The 16,858-nt window shown below is 39.5% G+C and carries 13 protein-coding genes; 7 read left to right on the forward strand and 6 right to left on the reverse strand.

Annotated elements, in window-relative coordinates; translation table 11 throughout:
• Positions 1 to 82: 82 nt before the first annotated feature.
• Together CJ305_RS00100 and CJ305_RS00105 are read right to left on the reverse strand one after the other, a co-directional pair.
• Entirely contained in the window at positions 83 to 460 is a 378-nt protein-coding gene (locus CJ305_RS00100) for a hypothetical protein (RefSeq protein ID WP_099644211.1), read from the reverse strand.
• A 32-nt stretch (positions 461 to 492) separates the two neighbouring features.
• Positions 493 to 1,101 (reverse strand): superoxide dismutase, encoded by a 609-nt coding sequence (locus CJ305_RS00105; RefSeq protein WP_099644212.1) that lies wholly within the window; start codon positions 1,099 to 1,101, stop codon positions 493 to 495.
• A gap of 161 nt (positions 1,102 to 1,262) precedes the next feature.
• Between CJ305_RS00105 and CJ305_RS00110 the strand changes: the two genes are divergently transcribed.
• The 4 genes from CJ305_RS00110 to CJ305_RS00125 all read left to right on the forward strand — a co-directional run bounded on the left by CJ305_RS00110 (position 1,263) and on the right by CJ305_RS00125 (position 10,322).
• Complete coding sequence (locus CJ305_RS00110; RefSeq protein ID WP_099644213.1) at positions 1,263 to 4,403, forward strand: UvrD-helicase domain-containing protein; 3,141 nt, start codon at positions 1,263 to 1,265, stop codon at positions 4,401 to 4,403.
• A gap of 241 nt (positions 4,404 to 4,644) precedes the next feature.
• Positions 4,645 to 6,021 carry an OmpA family protein gene (locus CJ305_RS00115; RefSeq protein ID WP_099644214.1) on the forward strand — a complete coding sequence of 459 codons (1,377 nt, stop codon included), beginning with the start codon at positions 4,645 to 4,647 and terminating at the stop codon, positions 6,019 to 6,021.
• A 488-nt stretch (positions 6,022 to 6,509) separates the two neighbouring features.
• Positions 6,510 to 7,544 carry an OmpA family protein gene (locus CJ305_RS00120; RefSeq protein WP_317043976.1) on the forward strand — a complete coding sequence of 345 codons (1,035 nt, stop codon included), beginning with the start codon at positions 6,510 to 6,512 and terminating at the stop codon, positions 7,542 to 7,544.
• 78 nt (positions 7,545 to 7,622) lie between these two features.
• Positions 7,623 to 10,322, forward strand: coding sequence for a PD-(D/E)XK nuclease family protein (locus CJ305_RS00125; protein ID WP_099644216.1), 2,700 nt, complete (start codon positions 7,623 to 7,625; stop codon positions 10,320 to 10,322).
• On the opposite strand, the gene CJ305_RS00130 is transcribed toward CJ305_RS00125, so the two are convergent.
• The 3 genes from CJ305_RS00130 to CJ305_RS00140 form a co-directional block, all read right to left on the reverse strand.
• A complete protein-coding gene (locus CJ305_RS00130; protein WP_099644217.1) occupies positions 10,319 to 11,047 on the reverse strand; it encodes a LytR/AlgR family response regulator transcription factor in 729 nt (242 codons plus the stop codon). The genes CJ305_RS00125 and CJ305_RS00130 overlap by 4 nt on opposite strands.
• A 5-nt stretch (positions 11,048 to 11,052) precedes the next feature.
• Positions 11,053 to 12,108, reverse strand: coding sequence for a sensor histidine kinase (locus CJ305_RS00135; RefSeq protein ID WP_099644218.1), 1,056 nt, complete (start codon positions 12,106 to 12,108; stop codon positions 11,053 to 11,055).
• An 85-nt stretch (positions 12,109 to 12,193) separates the two neighbouring features.
• Complete coding sequence (locus CJ305_RS00140) at positions 12,194 to 12,826, reverse strand: hypothetical protein (RefSeq protein WP_099644219.1); 633 nt, start codon at positions 12,824 to 12,826, stop codon at positions 12,194 to 12,196.
• A gap of 184 nt (positions 12,827 to 13,010) precedes the next feature.
• On the opposite strand from CJ305_RS00140, the gene CJ305_RS00145 reads away from it, so the two are divergent.
• Complete coding sequence (locus CJ305_RS00145) at positions 13,011 to 15,425, forward strand: outer membrane beta-barrel family protein (RefSeq protein ID WP_099644220.1); 2,415 nt, start codon at positions 13,011 to 13,013, stop codon at positions 15,423 to 15,425.
• A 61-nt stretch (positions 15,426 to 15,486) separates the two neighbouring features.
• The gene (locus tag CJ305_RS00150) at positions 15,487 to 15,876 is read left to right on the forward strand and encodes a hypothetical protein (protein ID WP_099644221.1); all 390 of its coding nucleotides are present in this window, start codon (positions 15,487 to 15,489) and stop codon (positions 15,874 to 15,876) included.
• Between the two features lie 60 nt (positions 15,877 to 15,936).
• On the opposite strand, the gene CJ305_RS00155 is transcribed toward CJ305_RS00150, so the two are convergent.
• On the reverse strand, positions 15,937 to 16,326 hold the full coding sequence (locus tag CJ305_RS00155; protein ID WP_099644222.1) for a hypothetical protein: 390 nt from the start codon (positions 16,324 to 16,326) through the stop codon (positions 15,937 to 15,939).
• 332 nt (positions 16,327 to 16,658) lie between these two features.
• On the opposite strand from CJ305_RS00155, the gene CJ305_RS19350 reads away from it, so the two are divergent.
• On the forward strand, positions 16,659 to 16,832 hold the full coding sequence (locus CJ305_RS19350; protein WP_189319348.1) for a hypothetical protein: 174 nt from the start codon (positions 16,659 to 16,661) through the stop codon (positions 16,830 to 16,832).
• Positions 16,833 to 16,858: the final 26 nt, after the last annotated feature.

Here is a 16,858-nt window from a genome sequence, read left to right on the forward strand (position 1 = left end):
TTCCATCTTTTTTATTTGTACCAAATCGGGGTGGAGAGCTTAGCAAGACTGTATTTAGGATTATAAAGCCCATAAGAACCCTCTAGAAAACCAAAAGCCCCAGAACAAGGCAGCGAGCCGTTCCCCAATCCAGTGTTCTTCCTCCTTTTTTATTTGGCCCAAGTTGGGGTGGCGAGCAAATCGAAATCTTAATAAACTTCTTCAATTTTAACCGCAAAACAAATCTGAAACGAGAGCGAACCTTTACGGTATACCTTGATTTCTTTCTACTTGTATAAGTTATTCCCGATTTTAAAAATGCGTGAGGGATAGTAGCGGAAAGCCCGCAGCCCTCTTGAGGGGCGAGGAATTGCAGCGCATAGCCTGCCTTTACCGGCAGGCAGGCCCGACCTGAAAGGGCACGCCCTATAAAAAGAGACTTCACCAAAACTTTAATTTTGACATAAAAAAACCCGGTCATTCAACCGGGTTTTCCAAATCAGTTAGTTCTGATTATTTATTTTGAGCATAACGACTGGAAACTTCTTTCCAGTTGATTACATTAAAGAATGCTTCAACATACTCAGGTCTTTTGTTTTGATATTTTAGGTAATACGCATGCTCCCAAACATCAAGTCCAAGAATTGGAGTACCTCCACAGCCTACGCCCGGCATAAGTGGGTTATCCTGATTTGGAGTAGAGCATACTTCTACCTTTCCGCCTTCGTGAACACATAACCAGGCCCATCCTGAACCAAACTGTCCACCTGCGGCTGATGAAAATTTATCTTTAAACGCTTCAAATGAACCAAAAGCTGCGTTGATTGCATCTGCAAGTTCACCACTAGGCTCCCCACCGCCGTCTGGAGACATTACATCCCAGAACAGGCTGTGATTGTAAAAACCACCTCCATTGTTGCGTACTGCGCTATTTGACATATCCAGGTTGATCAGGATATTTTCAATGGTTTTACCTTCAAGGTCTGTACCTTCGATAGCAGCATTTAATTTGCTGGTATACCCGGCGTGGTGTTTATCGTGATGAATTTCCATAGTTTGAGCATCAATATGAGGCTCTAATGCGTCTTTTGCATATTTTAATTTCGGAAGTTGAAATGACATATGTATGATTTTTTCGTTAATATATAGTTCTAGCTCAAAGATAACAATAACAGGAGCGTATCGAAAGTTCACGATGTTATAATACTCTTAAGGTTTAGGCCCTTAGAGCCTGCAGGCTATATTTGGGTTGAGATGGCTGCAAGAATTAGTATCTTCATCCTATGGAAAATGAAGCAGCCTTTTTGATTTACAATGCTTCGGCAGGTGCCGGAAAAACATTTACGCTCGTTAAGAATTATCTGGTAATTCTGTTTAAAAGCCCCAATGAATTTAAGTACCGTCGTATTCTGGCCATCACCTTTACAAATAAGGCAGTAGCCGAAATGAAGACGCGTATCGTAGCAAGCCTTCAGGAATTTAGTGAAGATTCAATTCTTGAAAGTCCCACTCCGCTTCTACTGGCTGTTGAAGAAGAAACCGGTCTGGAGCGCCAGTTTATTCAACAGAAAGCAAAACGTTTCCTTAAAAATATCATTCAGGATTTTGCCTCTTTTGACGTGGTCACTATAGATACATTTACGCATCGCATCATTCGCACGTTTGCTTACGATTTAAAAATTCCACAAAACTTTGAAGTCGAACTCAATACTCAGGAGGTGCTTGAGCAGGCCGTAGACCGGCTTATTGATAAAACCGGGAATGATGAACAGATCACCAATATTCTTATTGACTACGCTCTTGAAAAAACCGATGATGATAAAAGCTGGGATATTACCCGCGACTTTTATGAAATCAGCAAACTGCTGCTTCGTGAAAACGACCTGAATTATCTAAAGCTGCTGGAGTCGAAAAGCCTGGAAGATTTTACAGCACTAAAGAAAAGCATCAAAAAAAGACTTAAAACCCTGGAAGAAAAAATAAGCAGCTCTGCACAAGCGATGCTTGATTTCTTCGCTCGTGAGGGCCTGGAAGACGCTCATTTTACGCGAAAATCCCTTCCTAATGCCCTGCACAAACTGGCATCTGGTGACCTCACTATAAACTTAAATACCAAGTGGGTTGAAAACCTGGGGACAGAGCCCTTATATACCAAAGCCCAAAAAGAACCTATTAAAGCTATTTTAGATGGAATAAGCGGTGAAATCGCTTCGCAGTTTGCCAGCATAAAATCTTACATTCTAAAGTATGGTCTAAATGCAGAAATCTACAAGAAAATTACCCAGCTTTCGGTTCTACAGGCCATTAATAAAGAAGTTCAACAAATAAAAGAGGAAAATAATCTTGTGCTGATTTCAGATTTTAATCAGCTTATTAACAGCCAGATTATCAATCAACCTACACCTTTTATTTATGAACGTTTGGGCGAACGCTACGAAAATTACTTTATTGACGAGTTTCAGGATACTTCTCGTTTGCAATGGCAAAATCTGGTTCCTCTGATTGATAATGCCCTAAGCACCTTTACGCAGGAAAAAAATTTAAACAGCCTGATGCTTGTGGGAGATCCCAAACAGGCTATTTACCGGTGGCGTGGTGGTGACGCCGACCAGTTTATTGCACTGGCCGGTGGAGTCAATCCTTTTCAGAATGAAAACAAAAAAGTTTTTAACCTGCCGCGTAATTACAGGAGCTATTCTGAAATCATCTCCTTTAATAACGCCCTGTTTACAGAGCTTGCTAAACTCTTTGAAAACCCCGACTACCAGACGATCTATCAAACCGGCAATGCCCAGGAAGTCAATTCACGCACAGGTGGCTTTGTTTCAATAACCTTTGTGGAAAGTGGTACAAAATCTGAGACAACTCCGCAGTATTTAGATCAGGTTGTCGCTACCATCACAAACTGTCTTGAAAACGGATTTCAACTTCGTGACCTGTGTATTTTGGTAAGACGCAATAGCGAAGGGGTCGAAATTGCTCAAAAGCTACAGGAGGAAAACATTCCTGTGATTTCAAGTGAAAGTTTATTGCTGTCTCAGTCGCCTGAGGTGGCTTTTATCACCAACGTATTACATTACATTGTAGAGCCTGCTTCCAATGCGATTGCAATTAAAATTCTAGATTATATCGCTGCAAACTATTATGATCTGGAAGACACCCACGGCTTCTATTCAAAATATATAAATCTAAAAGGACAAGATTTATTCAAAGACGCGCTGCCCGAAGATTTAAATTTTGATATGAACTTTTGCAGTTCTTTACCCTTATACGAATCTGCAGAATACATCGTAAGATCTTTCGGTCTTCAAAAACAGGGTGGCTCTTATATTCAATTCTTCCTGGATGCCATTTTCGACTTCTCTCAAAAGCACACCGGTGGTCTACCCGAATTTCTACATTGGTGGGAACTTAAAAAAGAGCGCCTGAGCATCAGCACACCTCCGGGAGCCGAAGCTGTTCAGATTATGACCATTCATAAATCAAAAGGTCTTGAATTTCCGGTAGTAATTTATCCTTTTGCAGATACTGCATTGTATCCCAATAACGCTGACAACTACAACTGGTACTTACCGGAAGAAACCGAATTTGAAGGTTTTGATGCATTACTTATAAATCAAAACGCAAAACTGAAAGATTTCAACAAGCAAACCGCCCGTTTGTATGACATTAGACGTAGCGAACAACAACTTGACAGCCTAAATATTTTATACGTTGCGCTGACCCGAAGCATCGAGCAATTACATATTATAAGTAGTACATCAAAAAACTCTGATTCCTTAAATACGTTTGCTGACTTGTTGTACAATTACGCCTCAGGACATTCTCAATTTGATCAGGAGAAATGCCGCTTAAGTTTGGGCTCTGCCAAACGTATTTCTAAGATTGAATATAAAGAAACTGATTCACAGCAATTGAGCTTAATTTCATCAGCCAAGGAAGACCATAACATTGCGATGGTGATTCAGGAGTTGAGGAATACAGAATCAGACAGAGCGGCAGCTGTAGATTATGGAAATGTTATGCATAATTTATTAGCAGAAATTATTGAGCCAAAAGATGTTGATCTGGTATTACGCAAAGCTCAAAGCAAAGGCATTATTACATCTGAAACACTTCCCAATTTAAAAATCCAAATTGAAGATTTAATAAATAAGGTGCAGCCGGAAGGCTATTTCAATACCAAAAATTTAATCCTGAACGAAAGAGATATTCAATTAGATCATCAGATTATAAGACCAGACCGCATTGAAATTAATGCCAATAAAGAAGTATTTCTGCTGGATTATAAAACGGGCCTCTCTAACGAAACACATCATCAGCAACTCGCTTTTTATGCAAAAAGTCTGGAAAAACTGGGCTATAAAGTAGTTAAGAAGGGACTTTATTATCTGAATAGCGATGCCAGATTGCTTTTAATTTAACACAGTGTTAATTGTTGTTCGGGCAAAATATCATTGAAAGGTAATAGAATTCCAAAAATTACATTTATCTCATTTTCAATAATTTAAATAGATTGTTGTATAAATAAAATATTTCATTTTAGAATTAAAATCAATTCTATTAATGCAAAGTGTGAGGTAAATGTTTAATAAAACTTTATCAAAAGCGGCTTTGCCGTGTTTTTTTAACAAACTACTTTTACCCTGAACTAACTATACTACTATGATTAAAAGAATTTTCTTACCCATTCTATTTTTTACAGCTCTTCTGGTTCCAGATCATTCATTTGGTCAAGATAAAAATAATCCCTGGTATATAAGTATTGGTGTTAATGCAGTAGACACCTACCCTGTAGATGAGGATAACAGACCTCTTACCGGAGGGTTTCTTAATGAAATGTACAATTTTGAAGATCACTGGAATATTATTCCATCTTTATCTACGATATACGTTGGGCATTACATAGGCAGTGGTTTTAGCCTCGGTGTTCGAGGTTCACTTAATAAAATAGATAAACTTGGTGATGTTTCGGTAGATGATCTTGCCTACTATGCAGTTGATGGAATGTTTACATACAGTTTCCGCGATGCAATAAATGGTGAAGGCGGCTGGTTTGACCCTTACCTGGGATTAGGTGGTGGTTATAACTTTGTAGGTGATCAACCTAGTTTTGGTACAGCAAATGGTACAGTCGGCTTAAAATTATGGTTAGGAGAATCTGTAAATCTAAATCTCTCTTCTACTTATAAACATGCATTCGAAGATAAATATGTAAAGCATATGCAGCATACTGCCGGTATTGGTTTTGTTTTTGGCGGAACGGATAGTGATGGTGATGGTATTTTCGATAAAGACGATGAATGTCCTGATACCCCAGGTCTTGAGGAATTTAATGGATGCCCAGATACGGATGGTGACGGTATAAAAGACAGCGAAGATGCCTGTCCTGAAGTTGCCGGTTTACCTGAGTTTAATGGATGTCCGGATACGGATGGTGATGGAATTGCTGATCCCAATGATGAATGCCCAAACACAGCCGGTATAGCAGCACTTAATGGTTGCCCTGATGCTGACGGTGATGGTGTTAAAGATTCTGAAGATGAATGTCCTAATGAGGCTGGTCCGGAAGAAAACAATGGCTGTCCTTATAAAGACCAAGACAATGATGGCGTTTTAGATAAAGACGACGAATGTCCTACTGTTCTTGGTACTGTTGCAAATAACGGTTGTCCTGAAGTTACTGTTGCTGTTCTGGAAGAAATTAATGTTCAGGTTAGAACGGTATTATTCGACTTAGATAAGGCAACCATCCGTAAGGAGTCTTATGAAACCCTGAACAGTGTAGCTGAAATTATGAAAGAGTATCCAAATACTCAGTTTTTAATTGAAGGGCACACCGATAGTCAGGGTTCTGATGCCTATAATATGAATCTTTCTAAGGAACGTGCTGCTTCAGTAAAAGAATATTTGGAGGGGCAAGGCTTACCTTCAAGCAGACTTTCGTCACAAGGTTTTGGAGAAACTAGACCGGTTGCAACTAATGCTACTGCTGCCGGAAGACAGAAAAACAGAAGGGTAGAAATATCTCTAATTGATTAAAACCCCTAAAAATATTGAGTAGTAAAGTCAATAGCAAATAGAATTTATTTAACACTCTTAACTGAATTTTATTAATTTTGGCTTTGCTGCTTAATTTTAACAAATTACATTTGCTTCGATTAACACTTAATTTTTACTTACTTAACATGAAAACTCTTACTAAATTATTTCTTTTTGCGGCTTTTACTCTGGCGAGTTTAAGTACTGCAAATGCGCAAGACAAGAACAATCCTTGGGGTGTTCGTATTGGGGTTAATGCTGTGGATACTTATCCCGTAAGCCCTGATAACAGACCATTCACCGGAGGATTCATTAATGAATTCTTTAACCAAAGAGATCACTGGAATATTCTTCCTTCTGTTTCTACCTTATATGTAGGTCGTTACATTGGTGGAGGTTTCGCTCTTGGTGTACAAGGTTCTATCAATAAAATTGACAAGTTAGGAGATGCTCCGGCTGATGACTTAGCTTATTACGCTATTGATGGTATGTTCAGCTACAGCCTACGTGACCTAATCAATGGTGAAGGTGGTTGGTTTGATCCTTACCTGGGTGCAGGTGGTGGTTATGTATTTGTTGGTGATATGCCAAGCCACGGTACTGCTAACGGTACTTTAGGTATCAAATTTTGGTTGAGCGACAACATTAACCTTGATTTCTCTTCAACCTATAAGCACGCATTTGAAGATCGCTATACAAAACACATGCAGCACGTAGTTGGTGTAGGTTTCGTATTTGGCGGAACTGATACTGACGGTGATGGTATCTATGACAAAGATGATGAGTGTCCTGAAACTCCAGGTTTAGCTGAGTTTAACGGATGTCCTGATACTGACGGTGATGGTATCAAAGACTCTGAAGATGCTTGCCCTGAAGTTGCTGGTCTTCCAGAATTTAACGGATGTCCTGATACTGACGGTGACGGAATCCCTGATAATGAAGATGCTTGTCCAGATGTTGCTGGTCCTGCTGCTACTAACGGATGCCCTGATGCTGATGGTGATGGCGTAATTGATTCTGAAGATGAGTGTCCTAACGAAGCTGGTCCTGCTGCTAACAACGGATGTCCTTACGCTGACAGAGATGGTGATGGTGTTCTTGATAAAGATGATAAATGTCCAGATGTTGCTGGTACTGCAGATAACGACGGATGTCCTGGTGTAGATGCTAGCGTTCTTGAAACTCTTAATGGTGAGGCTGGTCGTATCTTATTTGATACAGACAAAGCAACTATCAGAAGAAGTTCTTATGAGACTCTTGATCGTATTGCTGATATCGTGAAGCAATATCCTAACGCTCAATTTGAAGTTGAAGGTCACGCTGACAGCCGTGCAAGTAACGCATACAACATGGATCTTTCTGAAAGAAGAGCTCAATCTGTTGTAGATTACTTAACCAGCAAAGAAGGTGTTAATGGTAGTCAATTGACCATTAAAGCTTACGGTGAAGAGCAGCCTATCGCTCCTAACACTACAGCTGCTGGTATGCAACTTAACAGACGTGTAAAGCTTACCTTAAAGTAAGAAGCATTCAGATGTGAAATCTGATTAATAAATACGGAAAACGCCCTGATTCATCGGGGCGTTTTTTATTTTAGACCTATGACAACATTTATAGACGAGGTAATTGCAGACATTTTGAGTAAACACGCTCAAAACCTTGTGAATACAGTTATCGTTCTACCTTCAAAGCGGGCAGGCGCGTTCTTCAACAAACGACTTCGCGCACAACTTGAAGGAAGCTTTACATTTCTACCTAAAACCCTGAGTATTGAAGAGCTTATTGAAGATGTATCTGGGTTGACTGCTGCTTCATCGACGCAACTTCAGGTTGAACTGTATCAAATTTATCTGCAGGAATGTACCGAAACAGAACCCGATAGCTTTTTAAGCTTTCTGGGCTGGGCCCAAATTTTAATTGGGGATTTTAATGAGATAGACCGTCACCTTATTTCTCAGGAATCCTTTTTCGATTATCTGAGCGCGGTTAAAGAATTAAATCAATGGTCTGCTGATCAACCAACAGAGCTAATTTCTAATTATCTGAAATTTTGGAGATCAGTTAAGCAATACTACACGGCTTTTGCTGAGCATCTAAAAAGCAAGGGCATGGGCTATCAGGGTATGCTTTATCGGGAATCGGTATCAAACCTCGATTCGTATCTCGATAATACAAATAACACGTACATTTTTTGTGGTTTTAATGCCTTAAACCGGGCTGAGCAGCACTTAATAAAATCGTTTCTAGAAAGACGGGATACGCATATTTACTGGGATTTAGATCCTTATTTTACAGAAGACCAAAGCCATATCACTTCGCGCTTTATCAGTCAGTACCTTCATGAGTGGTCAGAATTGAAGGAAAAGAGCACCGTTTTTCCAAAAGCGAAGAGCAATTTTAATACTCCAAAAAACATAACAGCTACCGGAATTGCTCAAAATATTGGCCAGGTTAAATACGTGGGTCAAATTTTAGAAGGTTTTGCTCCCGAAGAGCTCAATGATACTGCGATCATCCTTGGAGATGAGAATCTACTCCTGCCTTTACTCAATTCACTTCCACCGCAGGTGAATGCAGTAAATGTAACCATGGGACTTGCTCTCAATCAAATTACTCAAGCTGCTTTTTTTGAGACGTGGTTTCAACTTCAAATTAACAAACGCGGATCTGAATACTATTATAAAGATGTTCTTTCACTTCTGGACCAGCCTTATACAATAGCGTTATTAGGTTCCACCCGTTCAAAGCTTAAAGCAAAAATTACCTCAGAAAATCTGATTTATGTAACTCCCCAGGAATTAATTAATAATACTGATGCCATTAATTTGCTTTTTGAAGACTGGCAGGATTCAACAGATACAGCTCTGGCAAGATCGTTAAAACTGATTTCGCTTCTAAAGGAGCAGATGCAAAATGAGCAAAAATGGCTCGAACTTGAGTTTCTGGCTGCTTTTGAACGACTCTTTAATCAATTAAGTGATCTTAACGCGCAATACCCCTATTTCAATTCGGTTAAGACGCTCAGACAATTTTACCGTGACCTGCTTCAAAAGGAAACACTTGATTTTAAAGGAGACCCCTATCAGGGGCTTCAAATTATGGGAGTTTTGGAGTCTCGCGTGATTGATTTTAAACACATAATCATCACTTCACTTAATGAAGGCACGCTCCCGTCGGGAAAAAGTCAGAACAGTTTTATTCCTTTCGATCTCAAAATCGAATACAACCTGCCCACCTACCGGGAGAAAGATGCTATTTACGCCTATCACTTTTTTAGATTGCTGCAGCGCGCCGAAACAGCACATTTACTTTTCAACAACGAAGCTTCCGGACTTAATAGTGGCGAAAAGAGTCGCTTTTTATTACAACTTGCGACAGATTCTAATGCGCAATACCGGTATTCTGAAACTACAGCTTCCGCTTCCGTAAAAATTAAACCCTCAGAACTCAAAACAGTCTTAAAAACTCCGCAGCTTATTGAGAGTCTGAAAAAACATGCACAATCCGGTTTTTCGCCATCGGCGCTTACCACCTACATCAGAAACCCAATCGATTTTTATTATAAGTACGTACTGGGGATTGAAGAGCTTGAAGAGGTAGAAGACACGATTGCCCATAATACGCTGGGTACGGTAGTACACGAAAGCTTAGAACAGCTCTATAAGCCTTACCTGAATGAGATACTTTCACCAGCTATTCTCAAAACCCTTTTAAAACAATGCGATGCCGAAGTATCCCATCAATTTGAGCTTTGTTATAATATAGGAAACATAAAAACCGGTAAAAACCTCATCATTTTTAATGTTGCCAAGCAATTTGTTCGCAATTTTTTACAGACCGAACTTAAACAAATCGAAGCCGGCTCAGAAGTTCTGATTACGGGACTTGAACTTAAGTTTGAAACTCAGATCAGACCAGATGTAAAATTAAAAGGTACGGTAGACCGAATGGATCGTGTAAATGGCACATTACGCATTCTCGACTACAAAACAGGTAGGGTTGAAGCCGGTGAGCTGGTCATTAAAGACTGGGAAACCCTAATTAGCGATTATAAGAAACAATCCAAGGCTTTTCAGGTATTGTGCTATGCGTTAATGCTAGCAAGAGAAAAAGGCATTCCTGAGCAGGCTGAGGCGGGTATTATTTCATTTAAAAATCTAGGAAGGGGCTTTCTCAAACTCAGTGAATCTAAAGAAACCTTGATTACCCCAGAACTGCTGGCTACTTTTGAAACCTACTTAAACAAGCTTATTGATGAAATTCTGGATATAAACATTCCGTTTACGGAAAAAGAGGTCTAAAACATTAAATCTTTAAGGTTGTCTTTATACCCGCGGCTCACATGAACTACAGTTCCGTTTTGGAGTGTCACATCATAGGATTTTCCGTATTTATGAATCTCTTTTACCTTTTTAATATTTATCATAGAAGAACGATGTACCCGAATAAAATGTTTCGGATCTAATTTTTCATCTAAAATGGAAATGCCGTAGTTACTTAAGAAATTATCGCTTTCCGTATGAAGCTTAGAATAATCACCATAAGCTTCAATCCAATAAATGGTGTCAAGTTCTATCGCAATAAGCTTTTTATTATGCTGAACCAAAATACGCTCAGGGTATGTGGTTCTATTCAACATCAGGCTTTCGGCCAGTGGAGCTACCGAATTAGTCTCCTGAGATGCAGGGAGACGTTCCACGGCTTTTTTAAAGCGCTCTTTAGTGTAGGGTTTCAACAAATAGTCAACTGCGTGCACCTCAAATGCCTGTAAAGCGTAGGCATCATAGGCGGTTGAGAAGATAATCTGCGGTATTTCATCTAAACGCGTAAGCACATCAAATCCCGTAAGTCCAGGCATTTGAATATCCAAAAAAACCAAATCGGGTTTAAATTCATTGATTACACGTACCGCATCTACGCCATTATTGGCTTCGGCGAGTAAAATCAAATCGGGGTAATCTTCGAGATATTCCCGAATTAGAGACCTTCCGGCACGCTCGTCATCTACAATAATTACTTTTTTCATTTTAATCAGATTGCAAATGCCACTTTAGTTCCCCGGGGTTGATTGTCTGAAATATGCAAAGAGCTGTGGTACATTTTCTCTAAACGCAAGTTGGTGTTGGTAAGTCCAACGCCTTTATCAAATAGCAGGGATTTGTCTGCGATACCTACACCGGTATCAGCCACCTCAAAATAAAGTTTATTTTCCTCTTTATAAATTTTAATCCTGATTTCTCCACCTTCCACAAGATCTGCCAGGCCGTGTTTCAGGCTATTTTCAACAAGAGGCTGAAGCAACATAGGCGGGATCTTCACATCGTACAGTGCTTGAGGAACTTCTATTTTGACAGTAAGTCGGTTTTCAAAACGCGCCTTTTCCAAGTCGAGATACGATTTTACAAAATCAAGCTCTTCCCGAAGCGGCACGAGTTCTTCTTTTGAAGCCTTAAGCTGATACCTGAATAAGTCAGAAAGCTGGGCTATCATCATACGGGTTTTTTCATTTTCGGGAGGAAGCGATGCATTGATTGTGTTAAACACATTGTATAAAAAATGCGGATTTAACTGAGCTTTTATAGCCGAGAGTTCGCTTTTTAGAGCAGCCTGTCGCAGTTCTGCTTCCAGCTTCAATTTACGCTGGTTTTCAACAAAATAGCGGTAACCAAAAATACAACCAAACTGAACCATCAGGAAAAGGGAGGGAATATACCAGTCCCAAATTTCTCCCGTACCTACCAGTCTTCCCATTTTATTGTAATCCAGATAAATATACCGCAGCTCACGAATGAAATAGGTGAATATCAGAATTAGAAAAAATGTCACTATGAGCTGTACGAGCATCCTTTTTCTTTTTAAAGAATAAACGCCAATGCTATAAATCACCAGGGATTCAATGAGGTAACAGCTGTACTGCATACCCGCTGTATACCAATAGCTACTAAAACTAAAAACTCCGTCAAGATTGCCATTGCCATTGTATCTTAAAACCACATAATACAAAACCGAAAAAAAGAGGTAAAGGCTCAAAATGGCCACTAGTTCCAAGGGAGAAATGCCCAATACGTGTTTCCGTGTCCAGTTCATATTCTAGTATTTAGGGCATTAGAAGGCCTCTCGTTTAATGTAAAATCAGCCAAAGGATTAAAATACATTAATTCTATAAGTTAAGTTATATTTCAAAAACCCACCACGTCTCCCCGGTTTTCGGTTCAAAAGAGAGTTTTAATAAACCTTCCAAAGTTTGCACCAAATAGTTGCCCTTTACATTAAGTGTTTTACCATTTTGCCAGGCTGAAATTTTTCCGGAATCATACCTTACAATCAGATTATTAGAGAATACTAGTGAAAGATTATAGGTTCCCGGGTTTAGATCTGATTTGGTAATTGTTTTTTTAACCGCAACAGGCTTTGCAGCCATTGCAGCATCAAGCGCTTCAGGATTTGCATACGTTTTACCATTATAGGTGACTTCCTCGCTTTTCCGGGTTTCATACCAGGCATTTCTACGCTGTTGTTCTGCTTCCGGTAAAATGAAAAGCTCAAGTCGGCCACCGTCGCTTTTTACGATCTCGGGACCATCTTTCCAGGGTAGTTCAATCTCCACAGTGTAATCGCCTGTGACATCAAAGGCATCATCTTTAGAAATAGGGCGCCGGTTTCCTTCTGCATCTATCAGCGTTATCGAAACATTAGACGGATAATTATAGGTAATCTGGTCGTTCTTCTTGATTAGGGCAAAATAATCCTGACCATGACCTATCAAACCAGATAAAAGTAAAAAAAGAGTAGCTATACTTTTCATAACTGTAGTTTTTTGATTCAATCAAAGCTAGATACTTCAGGATCTCTTCTCCAATACTATTCGCCGAGTGGTTCTATAACCCGCTAAATTGACCCCTCCCATTCAACCCGTTAAAAGACCGGTTATCGGAAACTGATTTTTTACACTTCTAATTACAGTCACCTTTGTCCAAAACAATCGAGATATGAAGTATTTAAAAGTCATTACAATTCTATTCTTACTGATAGGAAATTTTACAGGCTACTCTCAGGACTATACCATTACGGCCAGGGTTGTAGATCAGCAGGCACAGGCAATTCCGTATGCTACGGTTACCTTATCTCGATTAAGCGATAGCTTACTTATTAAAACCGGAATCACCAATGAAGCCGGATATTTTCAGCTTAAAAATGTGAGAAACGCTGATTACCTGCTTCGGGTTTCTTATATAGGATTACAGGCATTTACTACTCAAATAAACAATCTGAACGCTGATTTAGATTTAGAAACGCTTGTCTTGGCACCTGCAACAGAAGCGCTTGATGAGGTAAAACTGATTTCAAAAAAACCATTGGTACAGGTTCTTGCAGATAAAACGGTTTTTAATGTTGAAAGCAGTCTTACAGCAACCGGAAGCAACTCCTGGGAACTTTTAAGAATGGCTCCGGGCCTAATCATTGATAACAATGGCGGGATTATTCTTGAAGGTAAAACCGGTGTACAATTTTACTTTGACGGTAAACCTTCTCAATTGAGTGGAGATGACCTTAAAATGTATTTAGAAAGCCTGCAGAGCAATAGTATCTCGAGTATTGAAATCATCACACAACCTTCCTCTAAATACGATGCCGCGGGCAGTGCAGGCATCATCAACATTATTTTTAAGAAAGATAAAAATCTGGGCACAAATGCTTCAGTATCCGGGTCTTTTACCTACGGAGATCGCGCACGTTACAGCAGTTCGGCCTTATTTAATAATCGCAATAAAACCGGAAATCTGTATGGTAATTACAGCAACGGTTTTGGCGATTATGTTAGTTTTCTATACCTCTTTCGCACACAAAACAACACGCAATTTGACGCGCGTACCGAAACGATTTATAACTATAATAACAACAATCTCAGATTGGGCTATGACTGGTTTATAAATTCAAAAAACACCTTAGGTATTCTTGTTAACGGCAATACTGCAAATACATTTACAAATAATGATTCCCGAACCCCAATCAGAGATCTGAATTCAGCAAGCAATGACAGTATTCTAATCGCTCAAAACCGAAACCAAAGCAAGACCACAAATTACAATGCAAACCTCAATTATAAATATCAAGATACGCTGGGAACTCTTCTAAATATTGATGCAGATTACGGAAACTATGAAAATACACGAGACGCCTTTCAACCCAACTTTTACTTTGACCCCTCTGAAAGCAATATTCTCAATCAATCGATCACGCGACAACTCACACCAAAAAATATCGAAATAGCATCCTTTAAAACCGATTATGAGCAAAATCTGGCCGGTGGAGTTGCTGCAACAGGATTTAAGATTTCAAGAGTTGAAACTGATAATATTTTTGACTTTTTCGATAAAATCAACGGTCAATTTATTCTTAATCAAGAGCAAAGCAATACGTTTTCCTATACTGAAATTATACGCGCCGCCTATATCAATTACAATCGCCGGTGGGAAAAATGGAACCTGCGGTTGGGCTTAAGGGTTGAAAACACCCGTTCTGACGGAAAACTTGAAAGCGCTCAAAATAATGTAAACAACCGGGTAAAACGGAATTATACCAATTGGTTTCCAAGCGGTGGACTGACCTATCAATTCAATTCTAAAAATCAATTTGCCATTACGTACAGTAAACGCATTCAAAGACCTGATTATGCCTCGCTCAATCCTTTTGAATATAAAATAGACGAACTTTCTTCAAGCCGCGGTAATCCGTTTCTGCAACCTCAATACACAGATAACCTCAAGCTGAGCCATACCCATAACTATACCTTGACCACGGCTCTAAGCTACAGCTATGTGACCGATTTCTTTGCCCAGGTCACCCAGGCAGATGGGGAGAATAAAAATTTCATAAGTCCGCAAAACATTGCCAATCAAGAGGTCATTAATCTGAGTATTTCCTATCCTAAAAAAATCAAAGACTGGTGGAATCTGTATTTAAGTCTCAATGCCTACACCAGCAGTTATAAAGCTACCAATGAAGATTTTGTCTCCATTAATCAGGAAACTTTAAGCCTTTATGCTCAAAATACATTTAACCTGCCTGCCGACATTCAGATGGAAGTGAGTGGCTGGTACAGTTCACCTTCTGTCTGGGCTGGCACGTATAATACAAGATCTTTAGGCTCTTTAAATGTGGCTTTTCAGAAAAAGTTTTTAAATGAAAACCTCAACGCCAGACTGGCTTTTAATGATATTTTATACACTTCACCCTGGCAGGGAACCACGCGATACGGAGTGGTTTTCATAGAAGGTCGTGGGGGTAGTGACAGTCGTACCGTGACTTTTAGTCTCAATTATAAGTTTGGCAATCAAAATGTAAAAAATGCGCGTAAGCGGGATACGGGGCTTGATGAAGAAGCCGCGCGGGTTTCAAACTAGATCGTGTAACAATTTGTACCAAAGTATCACTTATAGGTATAAATCTAATAGAATCTGAAAAATGGAAACACAACCTAACAACCTGAATACACTAAAAATCCTTTTTATAGTCAAAGCGGTTCTAAATCTTCTCGCTGCACTTTTCTTTGCCGGCTATGGCTTCTTTGTCAATATGATTTTAACTGATGTGGCTCACGGGCCGCACGATACGCCTTTTGATGTGACAACATTTGTTGGTGTTATATCAGGAGTGGGCTTTGCATCCTTTTTGATTCTGGCAATTCTTACTTTTCTCGCAGGTAAATATCTGGGTGAAACCCGAAATCACACCTTTATTCTGGTGGTTTCAATACTCAATTTCTTTACCGGAATTCTGGGCATACTTCTCGGTATTTTTACACTCATTGAGATCAATAAACCCCACGTCAAACCTATGTTTGAAACTAAATAAACTCATAACGTTTTACTGGTTGAATCTAAAAGCCCCCTGTAATCACAGGGGGCTTTCTATTTAAATTGAAAATTTAAAAAACCATTCCGATTCAATTTTTAACCTCCCCAGCGTAAAAAATAATCTTCGGCGTCTGGGAAGTATAGCTTCTGTTTGATTTAAACATTCTTCTTCAGCACTGAAGGCTGAATAACTCGGAAAACCACAATACGCTAACAGCGCATCAATGATTTCTATTTGGGGTATCCGCAGTTCCCTTTGATTTTGCTTCAATGCTGTATTGTAGTAATTCAAAAGACTTTTTTCTCCGAAGGCAAAACCCGTTCGGTTCTCTACTTCTATTGATAATCTGGCGGCAAGCCGTGATTTTGATGGTTTTACATAACCTCTTTTTTCTTCCTGATTTCTCGCTTTTTCAAAGGCAAAACAAATCAATCTGCTGTGACTCATATCCTGATAGTATTAGTTATGCGCTTCAGCACATTGGGAAATCACACAGCTGTTTTTCTGAAAACTTTCCGAAGCTTTTCCATAGAATTTCTCACTTCTCCTGGCAAGGCTCCTTTCATTTGTCCCGGTAATCGTCACAGCTGCGAACTATCAGGGATTAGCACAACTGTGATTTAAAAGTGTACCAGACTGTAGGATCAGAACACCATTGAGAAGTACATGTTCTGATAACTACAGTCTCCTCTTCTCAAAAACCGGCGTTCTGCCGGAATCAGATTACTGAGTAAACACCTCGGACAGCCCTGATCATGTCCCAACATAAACAGTACAAAATGAAAAAATCAGTTTTTGCCATCCTTACGGTTTTCCTCATTCTCAGCACATTTGGGTGCAATCCGGAAAAACTTGAAGAAGAAATCGCTATACCTCAGGCGTGTTGTGGGGAAGATCCTGTAGATCCTCCGCCACCGCCTCCTCCATCAAATGACACGATTCAGAAGAATTAGAGAATTAAAATAAAACCTATTTTAGG

It is taken from the genome of Leeuwenhoekiella nanhaiensis (assembly GCF_002744755.1).
In the GTDB taxonomy this organism is placed as follows: domain Bacteria; phylum Bacteroidota; class Bacteroidia; order Flavobacteriales; family Flavobacteriaceae; genus Leeuwenhoekiella; species Leeuwenhoekiella nanhaiensis.